The sequence below is a fragment of the Polynucleobacter sp. JS-JIR-II-c23 genome (assembly GCF_035011225.1).
Classification (GTDB): Bacteria; Pseudomonadota; Gammaproteobacteria; order Burkholderiales; family Burkholderiaceae; genus Polynucleobacter.
On record NZ_JAYGQT010000001.1, the window covers coordinates 1,332,941 to 1,357,954 of the forward strand.

28 protein-coding genes are annotated in these 25,014 nt (G+C 45.8%); 16 read left to right on the forward strand and 12 right to left on the reverse strand.

Annotated elements, in window-relative coordinates; genetic code table 11:
* The first annotated feature begins 90 nt into the window (after positions 1-90).
* Entirely contained in the window at positions 91-1,080 is a 990-nt protein-coding gene (locus tag VC159_RS06830; protein ID WP_072582234.1) for a malate dehydrogenase, read from the forward strand.
* Between the two features lie 10 nt (positions 1,081-1,090).
* Positions 1,091-1,465, forward strand: coding sequence for a hypothetical protein (locus VC159_RS06835; RefSeq protein WP_323473122.1), 375 nt, complete (start codon positions 1,091-1,093; stop codon positions 1,463-1,465).
* A gap of 119 nt (positions 1,466-1,584) precedes the next feature.
* Here VC159_RS06835 and VC159_RS06840 read toward each other — a convergent pair whose 3' ends face one another.
* Both VC159_RS06840 and yaaA read right to left on the reverse strand, forming a co-directional pair.
* On the reverse strand, positions 1,585-2,796 hold the full coding sequence (locus VC159_RS06840; RefSeq protein WP_323473123.1) for a DUF2863 family protein: 1,212 nt from the start codon (positions 2,794-2,796) through the stop codon (positions 1,585-1,587).
* Positions 2,796-3,572 (reverse strand): peroxide stress protein YaaA, encoded by a 777-nt coding sequence (yaaA, locus tag VC159_RS06845; RefSeq protein ID WP_215359936.1) that lies wholly within the window; start codon positions 3,570-3,572, stop codon positions 2,796-2,798. The genes VC159_RS06840 and yaaA overlap by 1 nt, the downstream gene beginning before the upstream one ends.
* An 84-nt stretch (positions 3,573-3,656) precedes the next feature.
* On the opposite strand from yaaA, the gene VC159_RS06850 reads away from it, so the two are divergent.
* The 13 genes from VC159_RS06850 to VC159_RS06910 all read left to right on the forward strand — a co-directional run bounded on the left by VC159_RS06850 (position 3,657) and on the right by VC159_RS06910 (position 15,457).
* Positions 3,657-4,853 carry a pyridoxal phosphate-dependent aminotransferase gene (locus VC159_RS06850; protein ID WP_323473124.1) on the forward strand — a complete coding sequence of 399 codons (1,197 nt, stop codon included), beginning with the start codon at positions 3,657-3,659 and terminating at the stop codon, positions 4,851-4,853.
* Positions 4,854-4,885: 32 nt separating this feature from the next.
* Positions 4,886-5,593 (forward strand): glutathione binding-like protein, encoded by a 708-nt coding sequence (locus tag VC159_RS06855; protein WP_215360360.1) that lies wholly within the window; start codon positions 4,886-4,888, stop codon positions 5,591-5,593.
* 1 nt (position 5,594) lies between these two features.
* Positions 5,595-6,449 carry a 3-hydroxybutyryl-CoA dehydrogenase gene (locus tag VC159_RS06860; protein WP_215359932.1) on the forward strand — a complete coding sequence of 285 codons (855 nt, stop codon included), beginning with the start codon at positions 5,595-5,597 and terminating at the stop codon, positions 6,447-6,449.
* Between the two features lie 36 nt (positions 6,450-6,485).
* Complete coding sequence (locus tag VC159_RS06865) at positions 6,486-6,965, forward strand: DUF3429 domain-containing protein (RefSeq protein ID WP_251367797.1); 480 nt, start codon at positions 6,486-6,488, stop codon at positions 6,963-6,965.
* Positions 6,966-6,969: 4 nt separating this feature from the next.
* On the forward strand, positions 6,970-8,283 hold the full coding sequence (locus tag VC159_RS06870; protein ID WP_215359930.1) for a replication-associated recombination protein A: 1,314 nt from the start codon (positions 6,970-6,972) through the stop codon (positions 8,281-8,283).
* Positions 8,284-8,289: 6 nt separating this feature from the next.
* On the forward strand, positions 8,290-8,916 hold the full coding sequence (locus tag VC159_RS06875) for a 2-hydroxychromene-2-carboxylate isomerase (RefSeq protein WP_215359928.1): 627 nt from the start codon (positions 8,290-8,292) through the stop codon (positions 8,914-8,916).
* Positions 8,917-8,993: 77 nt separating this feature from the next.
* Positions 8,994-9,569, forward strand: a complete 576-nt coding sequence (locus VC159_RS06880) for a peptidylprolyl isomerase (RefSeq protein ID WP_215359926.1) — start codon at positions 8,994-8,996, stop codon at positions 9,567-9,569.
* A 24-nt stretch (positions 9,570-9,593) separates the two neighbouring features.
* A complete protein-coding gene (locus tag VC159_RS06885; protein WP_323473125.1) occupies positions 9,594-11,420 on the forward strand; it encodes a bifunctional anthranilate synthase component I family protein/class IV aminotransferase in 1,827 nt (608 codons plus the stop codon).
* 9 nt (positions 11,421-11,429) lie between these two features.
* Positions 11,430-11,990 carry an NUDIX hydrolase gene (locus VC159_RS06890; protein WP_323473126.1) on the forward strand — a complete coding sequence of 187 codons (561 nt, stop codon included), beginning with the start codon at positions 11,430-11,432 and terminating at the stop codon, positions 11,988-11,990.
* Positions 11,991-11,996: 6 nt separating this feature from the next.
* Positions 11,997-12,734, forward strand: a complete 738-nt coding sequence (gene aat, locus VC159_RS06895) for a leucyl/phenylalanyl-tRNA--protein transferase (RefSeq protein ID WP_323473127.1) — start codon at positions 11,997-11,999, stop codon at positions 12,732-12,734.
* Positions 12,731-13,477: an arginyltransferase gene (locus tag VC159_RS06900; protein ID WP_215359918.1), complete on the forward strand. Its 747-nt coding sequence runs from the start codon at positions 12,731-12,733 to the stop codon at positions 13,475-13,477. The genes aat and VC159_RS06900 overlap by 4 nt, the downstream gene beginning before the upstream one ends.
* A gap of 9 nt (positions 13,478-13,486) precedes the next feature.
* Positions 13,487-14,521: a quinone-dependent dihydroorotate dehydrogenase gene (locus tag VC159_RS06905; RefSeq protein WP_215359916.1), complete on the forward strand. Its 1,035-nt coding sequence runs from the start codon at positions 13,487-13,489 to the stop codon at positions 14,519-14,521.
* 102 nt (positions 14,522-14,623) lie between these two features.
* Positions 14,624-15,457 (forward strand): IclR family transcriptional regulator, encoded by an 834-nt coding sequence (locus VC159_RS06910; protein ID WP_215359914.1) that lies wholly within the window; start codon positions 14,624-14,626, stop codon positions 15,455-15,457.
* A gap of 8 nt (positions 15,458-15,465) precedes the next feature.
* On the opposite strand, the gene VC159_RS06915 is transcribed toward VC159_RS06910, so the two are convergent.
* Together VC159_RS06915 and VC159_RS06920 are read right to left on the reverse strand one after the other, a co-directional pair.
* On the reverse strand, positions 15,466-16,470 hold the full coding sequence (locus VC159_RS06915) for a serine hydrolase (RefSeq protein WP_323473128.1): 1,005 nt from the start codon (positions 16,468-16,470) through the stop codon (positions 15,466-15,468).
* Positions 16,471-16,579: 109 nt separating this feature from the next.
* The gene (locus VC159_RS06920) at positions 16,580-17,467 is read right to left on the reverse strand and encodes a DMT family transporter (protein WP_323473129.1); all 888 of its coding nucleotides are present in this window, start codon (positions 17,465-17,467) and stop codon (positions 16,580-16,582) included.
* A gap of 194 nt (positions 17,468-17,661) precedes the next feature.
* On the opposite strand from VC159_RS06920, the gene VC159_RS06925 reads away from it, so the two are divergent.
* Positions 17,662-18,225: a phasin family protein gene (locus VC159_RS06925; RefSeq protein WP_323473130.1), complete on the forward strand. Its 564-nt coding sequence runs from the start codon at positions 17,662-17,664 to the stop codon at positions 18,223-18,225.
* An 82-nt stretch (positions 18,226-18,307) separates the two neighbouring features.
* Here the strand turns inward: VC159_RS06925 and VC159_RS06930 are convergent, their stop codons facing one another.
* The 8 genes from VC159_RS06930 to VC159_RS06965 are packed head-to-tail and all read right to left on the reverse strand — an operon-like array spanning position 18,308 to position 24,962.
* Positions 18,308-18,589 carry a DUF4936 family protein gene (locus VC159_RS06930; RefSeq protein WP_323473131.1) on the reverse strand — a complete coding sequence of 94 codons (282 nt, stop codon included), beginning with the start codon at positions 18,587-18,589 and terminating at the stop codon, positions 18,308-18,310.
* Positions 18,586-19,164, reverse strand: coding sequence for a UbiX family flavin prenyltransferase (locus VC159_RS06935; protein ID WP_323473572.1), 579 nt, complete (start codon positions 19,162-19,164; stop codon positions 18,586-18,588). The genes VC159_RS06930 and VC159_RS06935 overlap by 4 nt, the downstream gene beginning before the upstream one ends.
* 12 nt (positions 19,165-19,176) lie before the next feature.
* Positions 19,177-20,601, reverse strand: a complete 1,425-nt coding sequence (locus tag VC159_RS06940; protein WP_323473132.1) for a UbiD family decarboxylase — start codon at positions 20,599-20,601, stop codon at positions 19,177-19,179.
* A 32-nt stretch (positions 20,602-20,633) separates the two neighbouring features.
* Positions 20,634-21,620 carry a tripartite tricarboxylate transporter substrate binding protein gene (locus VC159_RS06945; RefSeq protein WP_323473133.1) on the reverse strand — a complete coding sequence of 329 codons (987 nt, stop codon included), beginning with the start codon at positions 21,618-21,620 and terminating at the stop codon, positions 20,634-20,636.
* Between the two features lie 19 nt (positions 21,621-21,639).
* Positions 21,640-22,350, reverse strand: a complete 711-nt coding sequence (locus VC159_RS06950) for an ABC transporter ATP-binding protein (protein WP_323473134.1) — start codon at positions 22,348-22,350, stop codon at positions 21,640-21,642.
* Entirely contained in the window at positions 22,347-23,105 is a 759-nt protein-coding gene (locus VC159_RS06955; protein WP_323473135.1) for an ABC transporter ATP-binding protein, read from the reverse strand. Before VC159_RS06955 ends, VC159_RS06950 begins: the two co-directional genes overlap by 4 nt.
* The gene (locus tag VC159_RS06960) at positions 23,102-24,085 is read right to left on the reverse strand and encodes a branched-chain amino acid ABC transporter permease (RefSeq protein WP_323473136.1); all 984 of its coding nucleotides are present in this window, start codon (positions 24,083-24,085) and stop codon (positions 23,102-23,104) included. Before VC159_RS06960 ends, VC159_RS06955 begins: the two co-directional genes overlap by 4 nt.
* On the reverse strand, positions 24,078-24,962 hold the full coding sequence (locus tag VC159_RS06965) for a branched-chain amino acid ABC transporter permease (protein ID WP_323473137.1): 885 nt from the start codon (positions 24,960-24,962) through the stop codon (positions 24,078-24,080). Before VC159_RS06965 ends, VC159_RS06960 begins: the two co-directional genes overlap by 8 nt.
* Positions 24,963-25,014: the final 52 nt, after the last annotated feature.

The following is a 25,014-nucleotide window of genomic DNA, read 5'->3' on the forward strand; positions in this document are numbered from 1 at the left end:
CAGTGTAAAGCTAAAGTCCCTACACTTGAATGGATAATAGAAAAGTTTTCTTTATTTAACCCAATTAACCTTCCTTTGGAGTTCTCAGTAATGGCAAAAGCCCCAATGCGTGTCGCTGTAACCGGTGCAGCCGGTCAAATCGGATATTCCCTTCTATTCCGCATCGCCAATGGCGACCTGCTGGGAAAAGATCAGCCCGTCATCCTGCAATTGCTTGAGATTCCTGATGAAAAAGCTCAAAAAGCCTTAACTGGCGTCATGATGGAGTTGGAAGACTGTGCATTCCCGCTATTGGCAGGTATGTCAGCGCACTCTGACCCCATGACCGCTTTTAAAGATATCGACGTTGCCCTTTTAGTTGGCGCACGTCCACGTGGTCCTGGCATGGAGCGTAAAGACTTGCTCTCCGCTAACGCACAAATTTTCACAGCTCAAGGCAAAGCATTAAATGCAGTTGCTAAGAAGACTGTAAAAGTATTGGTTGTTGGTAATCCAGCAAATACCAATGCGTACATCGCCATGAAATCTGCTCCAGATATTCCTGCGAAGAATTTCACAGCGATGTTACGCCTTGATCACAACCGCGCCCTCTCACAATTGGCTAGCAAGTTGAACAAGCCAGTTGCTGACATTGAGAAATTGGTTGTATGGGGTAACCACAGCCCAACAATGTACCCAGACTATCGCTTTGCAACTATCGATGGCAAGTCAGTAAAAGACTCTATCAACGATGCAGCATGGAATAAAGATGTATTTATTCCTACGGTTGGTAAGCGTGGTGCAGCCATCATTGAAGCGCGTGGCCTGTCTTCTGCAGCTTCTGCAGCCAATGCGGCGATTGATCATATTCATGATTGGGTTCTCGGCACTAACGGTAAGTGGGTAACCATGGGTATTCCTTCTAAAGGCGAATACGATATTCCTGCTGAAGTGATTTATGGCTTCCCAGTAGTTTGCGAAAACGGCGAATACAAAATGATCGAAGGTTTAGAGATCGATGCATTCTCCCGTGAGCGCATGACCCACACCCTGAATGAATTACTCGAAGAGCAGGCTGGCGTTAAGCACTTGCTCTCATAAGGAAAACTAGATGAAGAAAAACCTTCTCGCCATTAGCCTTGTGCTTGCTAGCGCTTTAGGCGCTGCAAATGCATTCGCTGATGAAGAAGCATTTACTTGGACCTGTCAAGAAAGCAAGCAGTTCAAAACTGCTGGCTCAACTGAAAAGATCCGCTTAACTTGGGAATCCAAAACGTATGATTTGGATCGCCAAACTTCATTGCCGGGCAGTCTTCGCTACAAAAATACCAACTCTGGTTTCGACCTAGTGGTGTTGGGTAACAAAGCAATGTTATTCAACATTAAAGCAGGTGTACGTCTTGCGGATTTCTGCCAAACAGCAGATATGAAATCTGGTAAGTTGCCTCACTTGTTTGCTGGCGCGGAACCTTTTGTGCAGAATTAATTTCTCACACTGCATCAAATAAAAAAGCCGAGACATCTCGGCTTTTTTATTGCTTAGCGTTTCTTTTGCTTCATTGATATATTTTTCTTTTGCTTCTTTGTTTTGCTTCTTTGTTTTACCTAGTGAAACAAAGGTTGCTGTGATGGTGCATCGTCTGGCATTTCAGCATGCACTGCCTCGCCTGAGCGATCTGGGAATAAAGGTGCACCACAGTCATCACAAAGCTCTGGATCAAACAGCATTGCATGTCGGAATACATCCTCTACTCCTGCGTCATGCAAGGCATCACAAATCTTCTTAATGGGACTCTCATCATCTGACAGGTCGTTTAAAGCGTCGTTTGCCACGCTTTCTCTGTCATACAGTGGCCAGATCACCCCATACATTACATCGGATGAACCTTTTACACTGAACGATATTCGATACTCATCTGCCTGCTCTTCTCCAAAGGCGCCGACCACACAAGATAGGCCGGCTGGCAGTATCCCGAGAGTGCTCTCTAAAAAATTGACTGCTGCGCGAATACTTAAAGGTCGGACATGCTTATCAGCCAAACGGCAGTTTGTGAAATACGCCTCTGGTAAGAGCAGCTCAAACTCACAACCAGGGAGTAGAGATGCAATTGGCTCCTGCATTGCAGTTTGCCAACCAATCAAACTCACGCCCCGCTCTTGGCGAGCCGGTGGCTCAGCCTGCCAACGGAAAATGGGGGAGCCACTCGGTGCACTTAAGGCAGCAATAATGAAGCGTGGGTCTGCCAATACGGCAATGGTTTCCGACATATCGCGCAGCTCTAGCTTGGCGTCTTTTCCAGAGATCGCAGCAGTTGCCAATGCTTCAGTCAGTATGCGCGTTTGACAATGCGAATGCGGCATTTGATCAATGCTGTAAAGCCATGGAACGATGGCTATGCGCGCATCCGTTGAAGCGATGGCGCTTTGTAAAGCCTGAGCAGTTGACTCAATGATATTGACAGGCAATGGGCCGGATGGAATCTGATAACGAGTATGAGCAACGATAGGCATTGCTAGTAACAGCACATCCCACTCCTGCCCTTCATGCTCAACCTTCAATGACTCAGCCAATGTTTCCGCAATATCGGCAAGCACTTCAAAGGCTACCGTATTAATACGAAAGGTTTGATCTAGAGCGGCATCAATCACGTTTTGATTTTGACTTTTGAGCAAGCGCATTAAGCGCACGTTCAGACGTTCTTCCCAAAAGCGATCCTCGATGTGACTGCCAGATGCGGCCAAAGAAATAGCGTCAGCTACCATCTTCTCCACTTCTGGAGAATTCCGTTGCGATGCTTTAGTGCGATGCACGGCCATTATTTTCTTTCTGCCCTTCTAAATACAGGCTTATCTACTTTTGATTCAGCGGCATAGTACTTGTAACCATCTAAATTAAAGCCCTTTAAATCAGCGGGATCAGTAATGCGATTCTCAACCACATAGCGAGCCATCAAGCCGCGGGCTCGTTTGGCATAAAAAGAAATAATCTTGTACTTGCCATCCTTAGCATCCTGAAACACCGGGGAAATGACCTGGCAATCCAATTCTTTAGGTTGGAGTACCTTGAAATACTCTTCTGAAGCCAGGTTCAGCAGGACTGGCTTCTTTTGCTTTTCTAGAACCTTCTTGATGGAATCGGTTACGCGACTCCCCCAAAATGCATAAAGATCCTTACCTCTGGCGTTTTTGAATGAGGTGCCCATTTCTAAGCGATAAGGCTGCATCAAATCCAGAGGCTTGAGCGCACCATAAAGGCCGGACAAAATTCGGATGTGATCTTGGGCAAACTCTACCGCTTTGGCATTCAGCGTTTTAACGTCAAAACCATCATAGACATCCCCATCAAAGGCATAGATCGCCGGCTTACTGTTTTCTTCTGTGAATTTCTTGGACCAATCCCGATAGCGACCGACATTCAGAATGGCCAGCTGATCGGATAAACCCATCAATTTGGCAATGTCTTGCGGTGCTAGCTTCTTAAGATCGGCAATGAGTTTGGCTGATTCTGAGACAAACTCGGGCAAGGTAGGTGCCTTGACCTTGGCGGGGGTCTTGTAATCCAAGGATTTAGCAGGTGAAAGAACGATCAGCATGGCACAATTTGTTAATGTATTTTTACCATTCTAGCGACTACCGGATATATCCGCATTAAAAGACCGATCACCGCCCCCACCCTCATGAACCCGCTAGAGACCCCCTCTTTTCCAAGTCGCCTACCAAAAGTTGGAACCACCATCTTTACGGTGATGTCCTCCCTGGCCGCAGAGCATCAGGCGATTAATCTTGGGCAAGGTTTTCCGGACTTTCCATGCGACAGAAAACTCATTGCTGATGTGAATGCCGCCATGTTGGCAGATCACAATCAATACCCCCCTATGGCTGGAGTTGCAGAACTTCGTCATGGCATTAGTCAGAAGATCAGCAGTTTATATAGCCACCACTACGATGCTGAGACTGAAATCACGATTACTGCGGGTGGTACACAGGCCATATTTACAGCCATACTGTCTTGCGTTGGTCCTGGCGATGAAGTCATCATCATCGAACCCGCCTTTGACTGCTACCGACCTGCAATAGATTTAGCTGGAGGTAAAACGATTGCCATTTCATTGCAGGTCGTACGTGATGAATCAGGACAAGTAGCTTCGTATCAAATTCCATGGGGTGTATTAGCAAATGCTATCAACCCTAAAACGCGACTCATTTTAATTAACACTCCGCATAATCCGACTGGCATGGTGTGGGATAAATCAGATCTTGATCACCTAGCAGCTTTAGTTCGCGATACTTCCGCCTTAATTTTGAGTGATGAAGTCTATGAACATATGGTCTATGACGGAGCCCAGCACTATAGCATCGCCTCTCATCCAGAGCTTGCAGCTAGGAGCTTTCTGGTCTCTAGCTTTGGCAAGACTTATCACGTCACCGGTTGGAAGGTAGGTTATGTGGCCGCACCGCCATTATTAACAAAAGAGTTCCGCAAGGTACATCAATTTAATGTATTTGCCGTTAATACCCCTATGCAATATGGCTTAGCCACTTATCTTGCAGATGAAAAACATTATTTAAATCTTTCCGCCTTTTATCAAGCTAAGCGAGATTTCTTTAGGGCTGGGTTAAGTAAAACCAGATTTAAATTGCTTCCTAGCCCCGGTAGTTATTTTCAATGCGCTGATTACTCCGCGCTAGGCATCCCTCAAGCTAAATTGAATGAGGCTGATTTTTGCAAATGGCTCACCAGTGAAGTTGGGGTAGCCGCCATTCCAGTTTCTGCTTTTTATGAACAACCCACCGAGTCTGGCGTCATTCGTTTTTGTTTTGCAAAACAAGAGCAAACTCTCGCCAATGCGTTACAGCGCTTACAAAATTTATAGAGGAAAAAATGGCAACCCCAAAATCGAATCAGGTGATTGATGTCTATAGTTGGCCAACCCCAAATGGCCACAAAGTTCATATCATGCTTGAGGAATGCGGCTACCGCCTAGGTCGCGACTGGATTGCTCATCCGATTGATATTGGTGCTGGAGATCAATTTGCGCCTGAGTTCCTCAAGATTAGCCCTAACAATAAGATTCCAGCAATCGTTGATCCTAATGGGCCGGACGGAAAACCAATCAATGTATTTGAGTCTGGCGCCATCCTTCTCTATTTAGCCGGCAAGACTGGCAAATTCTTGCCCCAAAGCACCCGCGGTAAGTACGAGGTGCTGCAATGGCTGATGTTCCAAATGGGTGGTCTTGGCCCCATGCTTGGGCAAAACCACCACTTCAGACTCTACGCACCTGAGAAAATTGAATATGCCATTAATCGCTACACCAATGAAGCCAAACGCATCTATGGAGTATTGGATGGTCAACTGAAAGATAATCCTTATATTGCAGGCAAAACTTATTCCATTGCTGATATTGCGATTTATCCATGGACTCGTAATTGGAAAAATCAAGGCATTGAAATCAATGATTACCCGCATTTCAAAAAATGGTTTGAAAAGATTGGGGCACGACCAGCAGTGAAGCGTGGTTGTGAAGTATTAACCGCATTACGCAAACCCTTGCACGATGACAAGGCTAGAGAGCAGTTATTTGGTTCCACCCAGTATCAAAAGAGGAAATAAGATGAGTATTCAATCTGTAGGCGTCATTGGTGCAGGCACTATGGGCAATGGGATTGCACAAGTATGTGCAGTGGCCGGTCTGGATGTCGTGATGGTTGATATTAATGAGGCAGCAGTGCAACGTGGACTTGAGCAAATCAGCAAGAGTTTGGATCGTCTTGTCAAAAAAGAAACGTTGACTGTTGAAGCAAAGGAAGCTGCTCTCAAACGTATTAAAGGAAGTACTTCTTATACTGACTTCAAAGGCTTGGGATTAGTGATTGAAGCTGCAACCGAGAACCAAGCAATTAAAGAAAAGATTCTCAAGCAAGTAGACGAGGTCGTGAGCAAAGACACCATCATTGCCACCAACACCTCCTCCCTATCGATTACCAAACTAGCGGCACTTGACTCAAACCCTGCCCGCTTTATTGGCATGCACTTTTTCAACCCGCCACCCTTAATGGCTTTAGTGGAAGTCATCCGTGGCTTGCAGACTAGTGACGCTACCCACGCTGCCATTATTGACATGGCTAAGCGTGTTGGCAAAGAGCCGATTACTGTTAAAAATTCACCTGGCTTTGTGGTGAATCGCATTTTGCTACCCATGATTAATGAGGCTTTCTTTGTTTTATCGGAAGGTCTTGCTAGCCCAGAAGATATTGATGCTGGCATGAAGTTAGGCTGCAATCAACCGATTGGCCCACTAGCCTTAGCAGATCTCATTGGATTAGATACATGCTTAGCGGTAATGGAAGTGTATTTTGAAAACTTCAGCGATTCCAAATACCGCCCTTGCCCACTACTTCGTGAAATGGTTGCCGCTGGATATCTCGGTCGCAAAACAGGTCGCGGCGTATACACCTACGATAAATAATTTCATTCACAACTCCTTAACCTAGACATCCCCATCGTGAACCCCATCCCACCTTTAGTTCGCAAACTTGGCTATGCCGGTCTTATTCCATTTATTGGGCTAGCCCTCATGGTGCAATTAGCGCCAACACCCGTGAATTATTTAAGCGCTGAATCTTTAGCGGGTTATGGTGCCGTGATTACTTCCTTTATGGGGGCTTTGCATTGGGGTGCCAATTTACATCTTCTAGGTAAGGCACCCGCTGGTGATCGCTGGGAAGACCGTAATGCATGGATCTGGGGTGTCATCCCCGCTTTAGTGGCTTGGTTAGCCCTTCATATTTATATTCCAGTAGGCTTACTGATTTTGGCTTCCACTCTAATCATTCAGCGCAATATTGATCAGAACACCTATCAATATTATTTTGCTGATGAAGCCGCCCGCTCTGCTTTTATGACCATGCGCAATCGCTTGACCTATGTTGCAGCAGCCTGCCTCACTTGGGCATCCTTAGTTATTCTCTTTATTCAAGCCTGATGCAATGAGCAGTCTTTTTGATAGCGCGCCGCCTCCACCCTTAGCAGAGGCACTGCGCCCAAAAACGATTGAAGAAGTCATTGGACAAACGCATTTATTAGCAAGCGGTAAGCCACTCAATCTAGCATTTGCCTCCGGCAAGCCTCACTCGATGATTTTGTGGGGGCCTCCGGGCGTTGGCAAGACTACGCTAGCGCGTCTCTCCGCCAAAGCATTTGATCGTGAGTTCATTGCGATCTCTGCAGTCCTAGCGGGCGTTAAAGAAATCCGGGAATCCATTGAGCAAGCCCAACAAAATATGGCTCAGTACGGCAAGCAAACGATTTTATTTGTTGACGAGATCCATCGCTTCAATAAAAGCCAGCAAGATGCCCTGCTACCCCATGTGGAGTCTGGTTTATTCACCTTTATTGGTGCCACTACCGAGAACCCATCATTTGAAGTGAACTCTGCACTTCTGTCGCGTGCTCAAGTCTATGTCTTGAAATCACTCACTCCCGAGGAGCTGAAATTACTCTTTGATCGAGCCCATCAGCATGCGATGCCCGATGTGCAATTTGAATCAACAGCAATCGATACCCTGATTTCTAACGCTGATGGTGATGCACGACGCCTTCTCAATTTAGTTGAACAAGTGCGCAATGCGGTCCTCACACCAAATGCGGAAGTAAAAATCGTTGATCAGAAATTTATAGAGAATGCACTTAGCGCTCAAGCGCGGCGTTTTGATAAAGGTGGTGATCACTTTTACGATCAAATCTCTGCTCTACACAAATCTGTTCGCGGATCCAACCCCGATGCGGCCTTGTATTGGTTTTGCCGCATGCTAGATGGCGGCGCCGATCCCCGTTACTTAGCCAGACGCATTATTCGGATGGCATGGGAAGATATTGGCCTGGCAGATCCAAGAGCAATGCAATTGGCTAACGATGCAGCGCAGACCTATGAAAGACTGGGATCTCCTGAGGGTGAGTTGGCTCTTGGGCAAGCAGTGGTTTATCTTGCAGTTGCCTCTAAGAGCAATGCAAGCTACAACGCTTTTAATGCTGCTCGCGCTTATGTAGCAAACGATCAATCCAAACCCGTTCCGAATCATTTGCGCAACGCACCTACCAAACTGATGAAAGAGCTTGGACATGGAAAAGAATATCGCTACGCCCATGATGAGCCGCATGGCTATGCCGCCGGTGAAACGTATCTTCCAGAAGGCATGAAGGAGCCCCATTGGTACGAGCCAGTGGAGCGTGGCCTAGAGTCACAGATCAAAGAAAAGCTAGCGTTCTTAAAAAAGCTCGATGAAGAGCATAAGAAGAAATAAGGCGATATGAGTACAAAGATTTCGGCTACTTTTTATTACGACATTGTTTCGCCGTTTGCTTATCTGTATATCAAGCAAAGACAGCGTCTTGAAAGCAAGCTAGAGATTAAGCCTGTTCCTATTCTGCTGGGTGGCCTGCTCAGAGCTTCTGAAAATAAGGGTCCAGGAGAAGTTGCAGCAAAACGCCCGCACACCTATCAATTTTGCGTGTGGCAGGCGGAGAAGTTAGGCATTCCTTTTCGCTTTCCAGAGCATCACCCTTTTATGACAGTTGCCGCCCAACGCCTTTTGGTTGAACAAAATGCCGATTGGATGATGGTTGAGCGCGCTTTTGATTATGTTTGGGTGGAAGGTAAGGATCCCAATCTATCTTGGCCAGAATTTTGTAGCTACTTAGGACTTCCCTCAGATGCACCTAAACCTGAAAATCCAGAAGTGAAGGCAAAGCTGATCGCTAATACCAATCAAGCAAAAGCCGATGGCGCCTTTGGAGTGCCGGCCCTGATAGTGAATCAACATTGCTTTTGGGGTGTTGACACTATTGACTGGACACTGGATTACCTTGCAAGACCTGGCATGTTTGATGAGGCTTCCTATGCTTATGCCGGAAATGTTCCTAATGGTCTAGGCTAATAAATCATTTAACCCTCCGGCGGTCTTGGGCAATACAATCAAATACAAGCTATTTTTATCTTATTTAAGGAGTTCTTATGCGTAAGCTATTTGCCGCCCTTGTTGTTGCTGTTTCTTGTTTTACTAGTCAAGCAGCATTTGCAGGCCCTAAGGTTGAATTTAAAACTACGATGGGTAACTTCGTTGTTGAATTAGATGATGTGAAAGCACCCAAGAGCACTGCTAACTTTTTGAACTACGTCAAGAGCGGTTTCTATAACGGCACCATCTTTCATCGTGTGATTGATGGCTTCATGATTCAAGGTGGCGGGTTTACGTCGGACTTGAATCAAAAGCCAACTGATTCCCCAGTAGTTTCTGAAGCGCAAAATGGCTTGAAGAATAATGTTTACACGATTGCGATGGCTCGCACTTCAGACCCTGATTCTGCAACTTCGCAGTTCTTTATTAACGTGAAAGACAATGCGGCGCTCGACTACCCTAATGCGATGGGTAATGGCTATACCGTGTTTGGCAAAGTGATCTCTGGCACACAAACCATAGATGCCATTCGTAAAGTACCAACCATGGTTGCTCCAGCCCCACGCATGGGCAGAATGTCTGATGTTCCTACTAAGACTGTCATCATCGAATCTGCAACGATTCTGAAGTAAGTAGAAATTACCAGGTAAGCCGCGATGATTTTGCTCGATGATGCGCAAAGCACCGCGGCCTTACCCACCAGTCGCCAATATGAAAACGCGCTGCACTACTGGTGCGTTCTTCCGAGCGGCGATCATGCTGTAGATTTAGCCGCTACACAGCAGTGTCTTACTGAAATATCTGCCGCGCTTGCTAAGGGCGAATTTATTGTTGCTGCCTTTGCTTACGAGTTAGGTAGGCAAATTCATCATCTTCCAGAGCGAGTCAATCACTCAGATCATCACCATCCGCTCATTGAAGCCTGGTCTTTTGCAGAATTCAAAAAACTGTCCAAGCAGGATGTCGATCGCTGCATTGCTCAAAAACTAGCCTTATTAGATCCCTCTCAAGCAAGTGCTGGAGTCATAGATGCTCAGGAATCCTTGAATGAGGGGCAATTTAATGCCGATATTGCAGCGATACAGGAATATATTCGCAGCGGTGATAGCTACCAGATTAATCACACCTATCGAATCACAGGCAATACTTATGGCGCTCCGCTCGCCTTATATAGCCGCTTAAGGGATCGCCAGCCTGGGCGTTTTGGCGCTTATATCGAGCATGATGGCAACTTTTTACTGTCGCAATCGCCTGAACTATTTATTGCGCGAGATGGTGGCACTATCAAAGCGATGCCAATGAAGGGTACTGCAAGTGCCCTATCTACTGTTGCGAGCGCCTTATCAGATGATCCAAAGAATCAAGCTGAGAATGTCATGATTGTGGACTTGCTACGTAATGATCTCAGTCGCATCTCTCTTCCGGGCACGGTACTAGTGCCCAATCTATTTGAAGTTGCAAGACACGGTGATGTATTGCAAATGACTTCTACCGTGCAAGGTCAGATCAAACCTGAGATTTCTTTATTCGATATTTTTGAAGCGGTATTTCCATGTGGCTCTGTTACAGGAGCTCCAAAAAAACGCAGCATGGAAATTATTCAAGGACTGGAACCCGAAGATCGAGGCTATTATTGCGGCGCCTTAGGCTGGCTTGACCCCAATGGCAACTTTGCCTTTAGTGTGCCGATCCGTACGGTGGAAATCAGTCAAGATCCCGACTCTCATGAATCAAGCTTCACCCTAGGGGTTGGCGCCGGAGTCACTAATGACTCAGATGCAGGCCAAGAATGGCAAGAGTGTCGCATTAAATCAGCGTTTCTGATGGATCTGCCAAGCGCTACCGGTTTATTTGAAACCATTGCGGTTCGGAATGGCGAACCCCAGAGATTGCATACTCATTTAAATCGCCTATCTTTATCCGCAATAGCCTTAAGAATGTCCTTCCAACTTGAGACTGCCCAGCATTTGATTTTGAGTACTTGTGCATCACTTGATAAAAAATTGTTATACCGATTAAGGCTTGATCTCTCAACTACTGGTGAGCTATTAGTTACAACTGCTGCGATGGATTTGATCAATGAACCCGTCAAAATATTCTGGGCAAAAAATATTCTGCCGGGTGATACAACGATGTTTTCTGGAGACGCTTTACTGCGTCATAAAATCAGCAATCGATCTCTCTATGACCAAGCTTGGCAAGAAGCTGTGAAGCTAGGTGGATTTGACGCTCTGTTTATCAATGAACAAGGCTTCGTTACTGAGGGCGGAAGGACTAGCATTTTTGTTAAACCTCAGGGTAGCCCTGAATGGCTAACGCCACCAGTATCGGCCGGTCTCTTGCCTGGAGTAATGCGTGCCGCCCTACTTGCAGACCCCACCTTGAATGCCCGTGAAGCTAACCTGACTATTAATGATGTTTCAATGGCAGATGAGATTATGCTTAGCAATGCACTACGCGGCGCCATCAAGGCCCATTTTTAGAAAGTCAGTATGAAGTATTGCTCTAACTGCGCATCTGTATTAACTATCAAGATTCCAGTGGATGACTCTCGTGAGCGTCATGTCTGTGAAGCGTGTGGCAGCATTCATTATCAAAATCCTCGCAACGTAGTTGGAAGTATTCCGGTATACGGCAAGCAAGTTCTCTTATGTCGTCGTGCTATTGAACCTCGTCATGGCTTTTGGACTTTGCCTGCGGGCTTTATGGAGTTAGGTGAAAGCACTAGCCACGGCGCAGCTCGCGAGACCCTAGAAGAGGCTGGTGCTGCTGTGGAAATTGGACCACTCTATTCCTTGCTGAATGTGCCCCACGCAGAACAGGTGCACCTATTCTATTTAGCCACAATGACCAATCCAGAATTTTCTGCAGGTGAAGAAAGTCTTGAAGTAGCCCTTTTTCATGAGCATGAGATTCCGTGGGAAGAATTGGCCTTTCCCACTGTTAAGCAGACCCTTGAATGGTTCTTTGCAGACCGCGCTGCTGGCAACTTAGATGCTGGTAAGGAATTTCATGTGCGCAGTCGCGATGTTTTGCCATCCGAACGAATTTGAGTCGACATGGGTCAGATAGCTTGGCTAGGGCCCAACGACCCTTTCCCAAATCCACTGTTTGAGACTGATCCAGATCCTAGCGTTCCCGGACTCATTGCCGTCAGTGAGCAGATATACCCCGGTCAACTAGCTCGCGCCTATCAACAAGGTATTTTTCCCTGGTACTCGGATAACCAACCTATTCTCTGGTGGTCGCCTGATCCTAGAATGGTGTTAAAGCCCAGCGCCTTTAAATGCAGTGAATCTTTGCAAAAGAATATTCGACTCTTTTGTCAAAGCACACAATCACAGATATTAGTAGATGCCGATTTTGGCGCAGTCATACGTTCATGCGCCACGAGCACTCGCAAAGATCAGGATGGCACTTGGATTACTCATGAAATCATTGATGCCTACACCGCACTTCACGAAGCAGGCAATGCTCACAGTATTGCCGTAATCGAAGATGGCCAGCTTACTGGCGGACTCTATTGCGTTGCCTTTGGAGGAATGGTATTTGGTGAATCCATGTTCAGCCGTAAGACGAATGCATCAAAAATCGCCTTAGCAGCCCTGAGTGCATGGTGCCTGATGAATGAAGTCCAGATGATCGACTGCCAGCAAGAAACGGCTCACCTATTGTCCTTAGGCGCCACCCCAATATCCAGGCAGGTCTTTTTAGAGCAACTGCAAATATCCTTAAATCAAACTAAGATTGAGAAATCCTGGACTTTTGACAAAGCAATCTTGCATCACTGGTTATGACTCAGCTTAAAGAACTACCCCTAACCACCCTGCAGTTCTATGCAACTGCTCCCTATGCTTGTAGCTACCTGCCCAATAAAACAGCTCGCTCACAAGTAGCTACACCATCGCATCTGATTCATGCGGATGTGTATAACGATTTACTCAACGCAGGCTTTCGACGTAGTGGTTTGTATACCTATCGACCATATTGCGACGAATGCAAGGCCTGTATTTCCACCCGTATCTTGGTAAATCAATTTACGCCCTCTCGCAGCCAGCGCCGCGCCCAGAAAAAACACTCTGATCTTCAGGCCTCCGTCCTCAATCTAGGTTACCAAGAGGAACATTACCAACTCTATCAACGCTATCAAACTGAGCGACACGCAGGTGGTGATATGGATAGCGATGATCAAGATCAATATATGCAGTTCTTATTACAAAGCCGAGTGAACTCCCGTATTGTGGAGTTTCGGGATGGTCCGCATGACCCGCACCCCGGTCGATTACGTATGGTGAGCATGATCGATATTCTGGAACAGGGAATCTCTTCTGTTTATACCTTTTACGACACTACAAGCTCTGTGGCCAGTTATGGCAGCTATAGCATTCTGTGGCAAATTGAACAAGCTCGCATATTGGGTTTGCCTTACCTTTACCTTGGCTACTACATCAAGGAAAGCGACAAGATGTCGTATAAGGTGAAATATCAACCTATGGAAGGTTTGATTGACGATCACTGGCAAGAGCTCCCTGAGTCATAATATCTATCCATGATCGATCGTTACTCCCTCCTCCGCCCCTGGCTGTTTTCTATAGACCCAGAAAAGGCACACAACCTCACCTTAAGCAATATGGACCGTGCGCAGCGCTGGGGTTTATTGGAGCGTTTAGTAAGCAAGCCGATTAACGATCCGCAGACACTCTGTGGCATTGATTTTCCTAATCCAGTTGGATTAGCAGCAGGCTTAGATAAAGATGGCAAGCATATCGATGCACTCGCTGCATTGGGATTTGGATTTTTAGAAATCGGCACAGTCACGCCACGGCCACAACCGGGTAATCCTAAGCCACGCATGTTTCGTTTACCGCAAGCTCAGGGCATTATTAATCGCATGGGCTTTAATAACGATGGCGTTGATGCCTGCGTTGCCAGAGTGCGTCGCTCTCAGTTTTGGCAAAGTGGTGGTGTACTTGGTTTAAATATTGGCAAGAACGCCAGCACCCCAATTGAAGAAGCTTCTCGAGATTACATCCTGGCGATGGAAGCCGTTTATGAAATCTCTACCTATATCACCGTCAACATTTCTTCTCCGAATACCAAAAATCTACGCGCCTTACAAGGTGAAGAAATGCTCCGCGAATTATTGGGAAGTCTTGATGAAGCCAGAAAGCGCTTAAGCGATCGTTATGGCATACGCAAACCACTCTTTTTGAAAATTGCACCCGATCTAGATCATGGCGACATTCATCTCATTGCCGATCTCCTGATCGAGTTTGGCATTGATGCTGTCATCGCTACCAATACAACCATCTCTCGAGATGCAGTCAAGGGAATGGAGTTTGGTGAAGAGGCTGGTGGCTTATCTGGCGCGCCCGTGCGTAATGCTTCTAATATTGTCATCAAAGCTTTAAAAGCGAGATTGGGTGATCAATTACCCATCATCGGTGTGGGCGGCATCATGAGTGGCGCAGATGCCCGTGAAAAGATCATGACAGGCGCAAGCTTAGTACAACTCTATAGCGGCCTGATTTATCGAGGCCCTGACTTAGTCAATGAGTGTGCCACTGCTTTAAGACAATCGTAAAAGAGCCTTAATCCCCTGATTCCCTATAAAACGGGACATTTTCAGCAGATGCATTTGTAAAATAGGATTTCATAATATGCAATTTCGTACGAAATCGCTACAATGAGGCCTATGAACACCAGCAAGACCATCAAAACTCCTAAATCTGCCGGCGAGGTTGGCAAGACAGCCATCCAAGTAGTGGAGCGCATGATGAATTTGCTAGACGCTCTTGCTGAGCAAGAAGAATCCAGCAGCCTGAAGAATCTCGCAGAGACAACTGGTCTGCACCCTTCTACCGCCCACCGAATTTTGAATGACCTCGTTGCTTGCCGATTGGTTGAGCGTGGCGACGGCGGTACCTATCGCCTTGGCTTAAAACTTTTAGAGCTGGGTAATTTAGTGAAGGCACGCTTATCCGTTCGTGAGGCTGCGCAACTACCGATGCGTACCCTGCATAAGCTCACTGGTGAAACCGTTAACCTATCAGTGCGTCAAGGCGATGAAATTGTCTACGTTGATCGCGCTTATAGTGAACGCTCAGGCATGCAGGTAGTTCGTGCCATTGGTGGTCGCGCCCCCTTGCATCTCACCTCGGTTGGCAAACTCTTCCTCGCAAGCGACGATCCCGGACAAGTACGCGCCTATGTCACTCGTACAGGTTTGTCTGGACATACTCGTAACAGTATTACCGAATTGGGCAAACTCGAAGCTGAACTCAATCACGTGCGTAAAGTGGGTAGCGCTCGCGATGACGAAGAACTAGAGTTGGGTGTGAGCTGTTTAGCCGCAGCCATTTTGGATGACACTGGAAAATTGGTTGCCGGCTTATCTTTAAGCGCCCCAACGGATCGTATACAAGCAGATTGGCTCCGCGCCCTACAAGAGACTGCTCTACAGATATCCAAAGGCATGGGTTTTAAACCCAAGTCTGCCGAGCCAGGCTCAGCAGCTTAATTCATTAGTTACATCAAGCGACGAATGGGTTGCGCGCCCGATGGCATGCGCTCATACCAATCGCGCACCCGCACTGCATCGGCAAAACGGGATTGCGTTCCTACAGAATCCAAAAAGACCAATAGTAATGGCGTGTTGTTTACTCTTGCCTGCATGACCAAACATCGGCCTGCAGCATTAATGAAGCCCGTCTTCTGCAGTCCGATATCCATATCCCCGGAACGTACCAAACGGTTTGTGTTCAAAAACTTTTGCGGGCGATTGGCGATCACCATAGTTAAATCTGGCCAGGTTGAGAACTCACGAATAGTTTTGTACTGATAGGCAGCATTGAGCATGCGTGTGAGATCTTCTGCTGAAGCAACATTCTCACTAGTCAGTCCAGTGGGATCCTCAAAGTGAGAGTGCTCCATGCCGAGATCTTTTGCCTTACGGTTCATAGCAGCAACAAATGCAGGTAAGCCGCCAGGATAATTTCTGGCTAGGGTATATGCGGCGCGGTTCTCAGAGGACATCAAAGCCAAATGGAGTGCATCTTCACGAGTCAGTGCAGTACCTTCAGCTAAACGAGAGTGTCTATAAATATGGGCGTCTTCAGCATTAATGACGATGACCTCATCCATCGGCAATTTTGCATCGAGCGTCACCATGGCCGTCATGAGTTTAGTAATGGAGGCAATGGGCAAACTGACAGAAGGATTCTTCTCGTAATAGACTTCCTTCGTATCTTGATTAACCACCATCACTACAGTAGATTTAAGATTGAGCTCATCGCGCTGACCACGCAAACCTAATGCAGTAGCTAATGATGGAGGTCCTGCAACTACGGGTGCAGATGATCTAGTAACAGTGACGCGGACGGTCTTGGCTCTTTTGGGTGACTTAGTCACCACTTTTGTTGACTTTGCTTGCTTCTGCTTATCTTTTGTTGCGGCCTGAACAGGTGCGTTACCCAGCACTCCCAGTGAAAAGAGCAATGCAATGACTAGGGGCCAAAATCGATTCAAACGCATCCCAAAATACCTTCCAAAACTTTCAACATACGGAATGATAATTAATTTCCGAAGACAAAGCGGTTTTATTCGCCCCAATCCAGGTAATTTATCCCACCAAATGACTTCCCTACTCGGCAATCGTTGCCACTATATTGGTCTGACGAGCATTTACCAGCACGACGCCAGTCATCGTCAAACACAAACCTACCGCCATTAGCAATGTAAATGGCTCATCAAATAAGAGCCAAGCCATTGCGGCAGTAGTCGGAGGTGTTAGATAGAGCAAACTAGTCACCTTAGTGGCTGCCCCTTTGCGAATCATCATAAATAGCAAACTGATGGACCCGATTGATATGGGGAATATCGCCCATAGCAGCGCACCAATGACCGACGCATTCCAAACCATCACTCCAGTTTCAAAGAAATACATACAAAAGAAAGAAAGGATGGCGGAAACGCCAAATTGAATCGTAGATCCGGCGCGCAGGTCAAATATGGGGCAGAATTTCTTCTGATATATCGTCCCAAAAGTAATTGAGAGCAAAGCAGCAAATGCCAGAAAATAACTTATAAGCGGAATACTCAATAACCCCACTTTTGCAGCGACAACTAAAGCAACCCCCATAAATCCAAACACCAAACCGATCCATTGCCTGGTTGTAACTTTCTCGGAAACCCATGCAGCGAACCAAGCAGTCAAAATAGGCTGCAGACCAACTATCAGAGCCACTAATCCAGCGGTCATACCTAATCTAACCGCAACCCAAACCCCCATCAAATAGCCAAATTGCAGCAAGATCCCAGCAATGGCGATGTGCTTGATTTGAGACCAACTGGGCCAGGTGATTCTCCACACGAGACTCAGCGCTGCCATAGCCGCTAAAACCCCTGCAAAACGCCAAAACAGGAAGGTGGCTGGCTCTACATATGGCATTGCCAAACGCGCAATCACAAAGCCGGTACTCCAAATGAGGACAAAGATCGGTGCAATGGCGTTATCAAGCGAAAGCTTCATGGGTAACTTACTGAAAATATTGAGAATTTTTACTGAACCTCTAATTTTAGGCTCTTTTTTCATTTGAACTATTCATCTGCATGGCTAGCCACCTATGCTGCAGCGCAACATCTATGCCATACAATGGTGCAAAGAGAGTACATTAGGAAAAGCCAAAGATCAAAATACAGAAAGTTAAACGGAAAGAGATACAGATGAACTTAACTCCAGAACAAATTGCAGCAGCACAAAAGGCAAACTTAGAGACCTTGAGTGGCTTAACCAATCAGGCATTGCAAAGTATTGAAAAGTTAGTTGAACTCAATATGCATATTGCCAAACAAAGCTTAAGCGACAGTATGAATAGCGCTAAGAAAGCATTGGAAGTAAAAGACATTCAGCAGTTGCTAGCCCATCAAGCCGAAGCAGTGCAACCAATGGCAGAAAAAATTATGGCCTATAGCCGTCATTTATATGAGTTGGCACATGAGACACAAAACAGCTTTACACAATCTGCTGAAAAAGAATTTCAAGCCGGCCAAAAGAAAATTAACTCTTTAGTAGAAGAGTGGACAAGGAATGCACCAGCGGGATCAGATGCTGCTGTGCAAGCTATGAAACAAGCGATTGCTTCTGCAAATAACGTATTCGAAACTAGCCAAAAGGCTGTGAAGCATGCGGTAGAAGTTGCGCAAACCAACCTCAGCACCGCCACTGAAACAGTGTTGAAGACCGCCGATACAGCCAGCAAAGCTCCGAAGAAGAAGCAATCTAGGTAGGCCTCCCTCGAGAGCTCTATTAAGAAAACTCTTTCTAACGCAAAAGCCCCGAGCAGTCGGGGCTTTTTCTTTTCAGAGCGCCCTACTCGATCGGAATAAAGACTTCATTTCTCCTAGGCTGAGGCAATTCATTCTTTAAAGCCAATTCTGAAAGTCGCTCATTGAACTCAGACCCCTGAGCTGCTGCTCCGCGGTAAACCTCCATCCAAGTCTCCTTGCCATCTTGATCTGGCAATGGTCTTTTGAGTAACTCACAAACCAAACCCGGGAACTCACGCGATAACTGCGCATGCATTTTTCTAAGATTACTTAAGACCAGAGGGTATTCTGAAACAACAAATTTAAAGTAAACATATAAGTTCATTTACCGCCATCCATTCCATTCCAGCGAGTTACCAGCGTATTATCCAGGTCGAAAAGATCTAGGCATCTTCCAACCGTGTGATTTACCATATCACCAATAGACTCTGGCTTTGCATAAAAGGCAGGTACTGGAGGCATCACAATTGCACCACATTCGGTAACCTGAGACATAGAGCGTAAATGACCCGCATGTAGGGGGGTCTCTCTGACCAACAGGACCAAACGACGACGCTCTTTTAACACTACATCAGCAGCCCTGGAAACCAGACTACTAGTCACCCCACTAGCAATCTCTGACAAGGTCCTAATTGAGCATGGAGCAATAACCATGCCAAGACTCTTAAAGGAGCCAGAAGAGATGGAGGCGCCAACATTTTTCGCTGAATGAACAACATCAGCCATAGCTTCAATTTGGGCTGGCTTGTAATCTGTTTCCGCTGCCATAGTCAACTTCGCTGAGTCACTCATTACCAGATGAGATTCAATGCCAAGATTCTTCAGAGCCTCCAGAATACGAATTCCATAAATCGTTCCTGATGCACCTGTAATGGCAACAATTAAGCGTTTGTTCAAAATAAGTCCCAGTAATTAATTTGATTTCAGATGTGAGGCTATTGGAAACTGAGGATCAAGCACGGCATCTAAATTTACTGCTTCCTCCCCGGGAATCTTGACCTTGGTAAATACGTGCCCTTCATATGTGAGCGGCTTAGTTGCATCTAGGCCCATCTTTGAACTCATACCTTGAAATTGAGCGGGGATAACTCCATCCTCATCGATAGGCAATCCAACAGTCGTAGAGGGATCCAAAACAGATCCTTGTGCATCATGGATAACAATCAAGCCACGTTTAGCTTGAAATCTTGTAGCTATAGCCCATTCAACCTGAGCAGGGTCATGGACATCGACATCCTCATCCACCACCACAACATGCTTCACATCATAGTGAGAACTAAAAGCGCCTGATATTACATTCTTAGGCAAGCCCTCATGCGTCTTTTTAATCTGAACATAAAGGTGATATCTTCCGACACCACCGAGCGATAAATGCACATCTAAAACGCCAGGGAAGCTTCTCCGCAGATGGGACAAGATAGTTGCCTCTCTGGGAATGGATCCAAGTAATAGATGCTCTAGCTCTGCCGGAACAATGGTGTGAAATATTGGATCTTTTCTATGAGTCACTGTATCCACCACAATTACTTGGCGCTTCTCTTGAGAGCTATAGTATTTAGGATACTCGCCGAAGGGGCCTTCCAGCTCACGCACTTTAGGCGGAATATGCCCCTCAATCACAATTTCTGCATTTGCTGGCACCAGAACATCATTGCTTAAGCATTTCACTACATCTAAAGGTTGTCCATGTAGGGCGCCGGCAATTTCTAGCTCATCTGAATCAATCGGCGCAATCGCCTGAGAGGCAAGAAGTGTCAATGGATCTACACCAATAACCACCGCAACAGGCAATGGCTGATTCAACTCTTCAGCAGCCTGTTGAAAGGCATGCAGATGTCTAGGCAAAATTAGCACTGCCATGCGATCTTTTGAATTTACCTGAATACGGTTGATTGAGACATTTTGGACGCCAGTCTTGGGGTTTTTTGCAATTACCAAACCAGCAGTGATGTACGGCCCGCTATCATGCTCACTGTGTGTAGGAACAGGTAATAAAGTTCTCACATCAAAATCACGATACACAACCTCCTGGCAAGGACCCTCTTTAACTAAATTACAAGGCAACGGATTATCGGCCGCCAAACGATACGCATTTAGCAAATCAGCCTCGCTCACACCCATTGCCTCGGCAATCCATGAACGCGAAGACATAAAACCGGAAACTACTGGCATAGAGTGCCCATCTGGGCCCGGGAAAAAAACGCTACTTTTTCCATCTAGCTTTTTAGCAATGGCTGCTAACTCATGCTTTAGCAAGACATTTTTCTTTGTGGCAACCAAGCGATTGGTGTGGGCAAGATGTGCTAGCCAAGGCCTAAGTTGGGTAAATTTATTCATGAATGCTACCTATAGAGTATGCAGAATAGATGTCATTCTGCCGTAACACCTGCATTTGAAACTACTTTTTTCCAAATATCCATTTGCTTGGCAATGAAGGCTTCAAATTGAGCTGGAGTACCTCCATCTGGAACTACTCCCTGCTCGTTGAATGTTTTTCTAATATCTTCTTGCTTCAGAATTAGATTAATTTGCTTATTTAGCTTATCGACTATAGGGCGCGGCGTTCCAGAAGGCACTACAAAGCCATGCCATGAAGAAGCTTCGTAACCCTTGACACCAGACTCAATAACGGTTGGAACTTCCGGCATTAATGGAGACCTTACCTCAGTTGCTATCGCTACTGGTCGAATTTTTCCAGACTGTAGAAACGGACGGACATGCGGGTAAGCATCAAATGCCACTTCAACTTGACCTCCCGCTAAATCAGTTAAAAGTGGCGTACTGCCTTTATATGGAACCTGATTTAAGCTCACACCAGCCATCATTTCAAACAAAACCATTGCCAAATGATTTGAGGAGCCAGGTCCTGATGAACCATAATTTACAGAGCCGGGCTTGGCTTTAGCAAGAGCCAAAAACTCACCCACAGTCTTTATCGGTGAGTTTGAATTTGCAACCAATACCATCGGGGATCTGCCAGCCAAAACTACCGGACTAAATGCTTTTAAAGTGTCGTAAGGTAATGACTTATAAAGATAAGGATTGGCTGCGAATGGAAACTGGGCAACTAAGATTGTGTAACCATCAGGTGAAGAGCGCGCAACAAAGTTAGTTCCGATGGTAGTACCGGCGCCTGGCTTATTTTCAATCACTACATTTACACCCCAAGCATCACTTAGCTTTTTACCAACGATTCTGCCAAGCGTATCGTTAAACCCACCGGGTGGATAAGGAACGATAATAGTGATTGATTTTTCTGGATAAGCGGCAGAACCCTGAGCAAATAATTGGCTAGAGGTAAGCCCAAGCGTACCAACTGCGAATGCAAGACAATAAGCTACTATTTTTAATCTCATAAGTATCTCCAATATTGTTTTAAACACTAACGCGCCTAATTAATTCTTTACGCTGATCCAAATCTTGGGAGTTACCCTCAAGAACAACTTGTCCTCGCTCAACTACATAATGTCTATCGCACAAATGAATAGCCTTATGAATATTCTGTTCAATTAATAGAATTGATATCCCCTGCGCTTTAAGCTCTTCCATCAAGCGAAAGATATCAGCCACCACCATTGGCGCAAGACCCTCTGTAGGCTCATCAATTAACAGTAACTTTGGATTGCCCACCAATACTCGGGCCATTGCTAACATTTGCTGCTCGCCACCAGATAAGGTGATACCCGATTGATTTCGCCTTTCCCGCAAACGTGGAAACCTTTCAAAGACCATCTGTATTCTTTGTTCAGCTTCCTTACGCTCGGTTGCTTGGACTTGCATCAATCCAAGCTTCAGATTTCCTTCAACGCTTAAACCGGGAAATATTCTGCGATCTTCAGGAACTAAGCCCACGCCCAAGCGGGTAATTTCATTTGGAGGTAAAGCTCCAATGGATTGATCTCGGAATAGTATTTCTCCCCGAGAAGGTCTATGCCAGCCGGCAATAGTTTTGACAATGGTCGTCTTCCCAACGCCGTTTCTACCAAACAAGCCCACAGTCTCACCAGGGTGTATGGATAAATTCACACCCTGTAAAACATGAGACAAGCCAAGATTGACATGTACATCATGCATCTCCAATATCATGCCAACTCCTCACCAAAGTATGCTGTTTGAACAAGTGGATTAGCACGAACCTCGCTCGGAATACCTTCCGCTAATTTTTTACCCTGCGCCATGACAATCACTATTTTGGATAAATCCATTACAAGGTCTACATCATGCTCAATCAGTAGCACTGTTATTTTTGATCCAAGGCGTTTAATGAGCTCAGCGGTATCCTGAGTATCCCCCTGAGACATCCCTTGGGTTGGCTCATCTAATAACAAAAGTTTTGGTCGGGTTGCCAATGTCACCGCAATCTCTAGGCGTCTTTGCTGACCATGCGATAAGGCTCCCGCAAGCTGATTACGACTCTCAAGCAATCCAAATTCCGTCAATAATTCGTTAGCCCTATCAATTGCGACAGTACTTTTGCTCAAAGGAAAAAACAAATTGGAATGTGGCTCTAATGCTTGGCTTGCAATTCTTAAGTTATCAATCACTGTGAGATCGAAAAATAAATTAGTAATTTGAAATGATCTAGCCATTCCAGATGACAGACGTCCCTCGGGACTCATGCGCGTAACATTTTGACCGTCAAGCTCAACCAATCCCGAATCAGCCATAAAAGTTCCACTAAGCAAGTTAAATAGCGTACTCTTACCCGCTCCGTTTGGACCAATAATTGAAGTAACGCCTAAACGAGTTACTTCAAAACTAACATCATCGACCGCTTTGAGGCCTCCAAATCGCTTGCTGAGGCTCCTTGCCTTCAGAATGATCTCACTATTGCTCATCATTCCCCTCCCTTGCCAGAGTGAGCTTTTCCGAAATATTTAGCCAGTAGTCCCGCTATTCCCTTAGGTGCAGAAACAACTACAACCACAAAGATAAGTCCAATAACAATATGGTGATGAACTGTCCAAGTTCCAATAATGGATTTAAAGGAAGTTAACAGAACGCTTCCTAGTATGGGTCCAATCAAAGTGCCGACACCACCTAAGACAACTGTTACAACAGCATTCCCTGAAACACTAAAAAACATCAGCTCTGGAGAAACAAAACCTCTTAGCATTGGATAGAGAGCGCCAGACACAGCCGCTACTACTGCAGCCAAAATAAATGCCACTTGTTTTGGACCTTTAGACTTATACCCAACATAAGCTAGACGATCCTCATTGGATCGAATTGCATGCCAAATGGAACCCATAGGGGTCGTCAAAAAATATTTTAGGACTGCATATAGTGCGCCGATAGTAAGCATGGTGATAACAAAAAATGTGCCGGGTTGGCCGGCATCCACAATGCCAAATGGACTCCAGATTTGCAAAATAGGAACGCCCATCATGCCATCAGACGCCCCGAGACTTCTCGTGTTGTAAACAACCTTAGCAGCTACTTGTGCCAGTCCGAAGGTAATTAAAGCAAAGTAGACGCCCTTTGATCTAAGCGCCACAAAACTTGCCACCCACCCTAGTGCGATGGACGACAAAGTTACAACGCCTATTGCCAAGAAAAATGATGGGGAAATTTCTTTTAAAACTAAGGCGGATAAATAAGCACCAAAACCAAAATACAGAGCCTGCCCCAGAGAGAGTAGCCCGACTATTCCAAGCAATAAATCAACGGACATCGCTAATCCGCCAAAGATTAATGATTCGGTGGCTAACCTCAGAAAGAAGGTATCACCCAAAATACTACCAATGACAAATAAGGCTACCGCAGAGACTAATAACAGGATCTCAATTAGTCGGATAGCCTTGGACTGTGGATTATGCATTTTTCATGCCCCCATACAAACCCGTTGGCTTAAACATCAACACCAAAACCATTACCGTAAATACCAGAGGATCTGACCAAACCGGCGAAATAAATAAAGAAGATATTGACTGTAATTGCGTCAATAAGATTCCGGCAATGACTGCACCCTTAATGCTTCCAAGACCACCAACAATGACAACACTAAAAGCCATCAAAATAAAATCTCGTCCCATGGTGGGGAAAACCGAATAGATTGGAGCAAGCAAGACTCCTGCTATGCCAGCCAAAGCAACGCCGAATGCAAAGGTCAGCGCATAAACTCGCATCACTGGTATTCCTAGTGAAGAGCTCATATCTTTGTCATATGCTGAAGCCCTCACAATTGCTCCCAGCTGAGTTTTATAAATCAACGCCCATACAGAGAAAATAATTAAGGCACCAAAACCCATCAGGAATAGTCGGTAATTTGGGAACATCACCCCTAACAACTCGCTGGCACCTGAGATTGGGGCGCTAGGCTTAATTGGATTTGCACCCCAAATAATCTTGTAACCATCTTCCAAAACCATCGCCACACCAAAAGTCAGCAGCAGAGTCAAAATATGTCGGTCTTTATAGTGAAATACTTTTTGAATCAAAAGCCTTTCCATTGCAAAACCAATTGGAATCAATAACAAGGGAACTAACAATAGACATAACCAGAATGAAACGCCCATTGCCATCAGACTCACGCTAATGAACGCTCCAGCTGCGTAGAATTCGCCATGCGACATATTAATTACGTCTAGCAAACCAAAAATAATAGTCAACCCCAAAGCCATGAGGACCACAGCAACGCCAATTGAAAGCCCATTGACTATCTGCGGCGCATAAATATATTGCAAGCTCTCTAGCATTGAAAACCCAATCCCTTAGTGAAATTCACAAGCCAAAAACTCCACACCCGCA

Excerpts from the sequence above, each read along its gene's own strand:
- VC159_RS06830 (WP_072582234.1), top strand. The coding sequence starts at position 91 with ATGGCAAAAGCCCCAATGCGTGTCGCTGTAACCGGTGCAGCCGGTCAA.
- VC159_RS06835 (WP_323473122.1), top strand. The coding sequence starts at position 1,091 with ATGAAGAAAAACCTTCTCGCCATTAGCCTTGTGCTTGCTAGCGCTTTA.
- VC159_RS06840 (WP_323473123.1), bottom strand. The coding sequence starts at position 2,796 with ATGGCCGTGCATCGCACTAAAGCATCGCAACGGAATTCTCCAGAAGTG.
- yaaA (WP_215359936.1), bottom strand. The coding sequence starts at position 3,572 with ATGCTGATCGTTCTTTCACCTGCTAAATCCTTGGATTACAAGACCCCC.
- VC159_RS06850 (WP_323473124.1), top strand. The coding sequence starts at position 3,657 with ATGAACCCGCTAGAGACCCCCTCTTTTCCAAGTCGCCTACCAAAAGTT.
- VC159_RS06860 (WP_215359932.1), top strand. The coding sequence starts at position 5,595 with ATGAGTATTCAATCTGTAGGCGTCATTGGTGCAGGCACTATGGGCAAT.
- VC159_RS06870 (WP_215359930.1), top strand. The coding sequence starts at position 6,970 with ATGAGCAGTCTTTTTGATAGCGCGCCGCCTCCACCCTTAGCAGAGGCA.
- VC159_RS06875 (WP_215359928.1), top strand. The coding sequence starts at position 8,290 with ATGAGTACAAAGATTTCGGCTACTTTTTATTACGACATTGTTTCGCCG.
- VC159_RS06880 (WP_215359926.1), top strand. The coding sequence starts at position 8,994 with ATGCGTAAGCTATTTGCCGCCCTTGTTGTTGCTGTTTCTTGTTTTACT.
- VC159_RS06885 (WP_323473125.1), top strand. The coding sequence starts at position 9,594 with ATGATTTTGCTCGATGATGCGCAAAGCACCGCGGCCTTACCCACCAGT.
- VC159_RS06890 (WP_323473126.1), top strand. The coding sequence starts at position 11,430 with ATGAAGTATTGCTCTAACTGCGCATCTGTATTAACTATCAAGATTCCA.
- aat (WP_323473127.1), top strand. The coding sequence starts at position 11,997 with ATGGGTCAGATAGCTTGGCTAGGGCCCAACGACCCTTTCCCAAATCCA.
- VC159_RS06900 (WP_215359918.1), top strand. The coding sequence starts at position 12,731 with ATGACTCAGCTTAAAGAACTACCCCTAACCACCCTGCAGTTCTATGCA.
- VC159_RS06905 (WP_215359916.1), top strand. The coding sequence starts at position 13,487 with ATGATCGATCGTTACTCCCTCCTCCGCCCCTGGCTGTTTTCTATAGAC.
- VC159_RS06910 (WP_215359914.1), top strand. The coding sequence starts at position 14,624 with ATGAGGCCTATGAACACCAGCAAGACCATCAAAACTCCTAAATCTGCC.
- VC159_RS06915 (WP_323473128.1), bottom strand. The coding sequence starts at position 16,470 with ATGCGTTTGAATCGATTTTGGCCCCTAGTCATTGCATTGCTCTTTTCA.
- VC159_RS06920 (WP_323473129.1), bottom strand. The coding sequence starts at position 17,467 with ATGAAGCTTTCGCTTGATAACGCCATTGCACCGATCTTTGTCCTCATT.
- VC159_RS06925 (WP_323473130.1), top strand. The coding sequence starts at position 17,662 with ATGAACTTAACTCCAGAACAAATTGCAGCAGCACAAAAGGCAAACTTA.
- VC159_RS06930 (WP_323473131.1), bottom strand. The coding sequence starts at position 18,589 with ATGAACTTATATGTTTACTTTAAATTTGTTGTTTCAGAATACCCTCTG.
- VC159_RS06940 (WP_323473132.1), bottom strand. The coding sequence starts at position 20,601 with ATGAATAAATTTACCCAACTTAGGCCTTGGCTAGCACATCTTGCCCAC.
- VC159_RS06945 (WP_323473133.1), bottom strand. The coding sequence starts at position 21,620 with ATGAGATTAAAAATAGTAGCTTATTGTCTTGCATTCGCAGTTGGTACG.
- VC159_RS06950 (WP_323473134.1), bottom strand. The coding sequence starts at position 22,350 with ATGATATTGGAGATGCATGATGTACATGTCAATCTTGGCTTGTCTCAT.
- VC159_RS06955 (WP_323473135.1), bottom strand. The coding sequence starts at position 23,105 with ATGATGAGCAATAGTGAGATCATTCTGAAGGCAAGGAGCCTCAGCAAG.
- VC159_RS06960 (WP_323473136.1), bottom strand. The coding sequence starts at position 24,085 with ATGCATAATCCACAGTCCAAGGCTATCCGACTAATTGAGATCCTGTTA.
- VC159_RS06965 (WP_323473137.1), bottom strand. The coding sequence starts at position 24,962 with ATGCTAGAGAGCTTGCAATATATTTATGCGCCGCAGATAGTCAATGGG.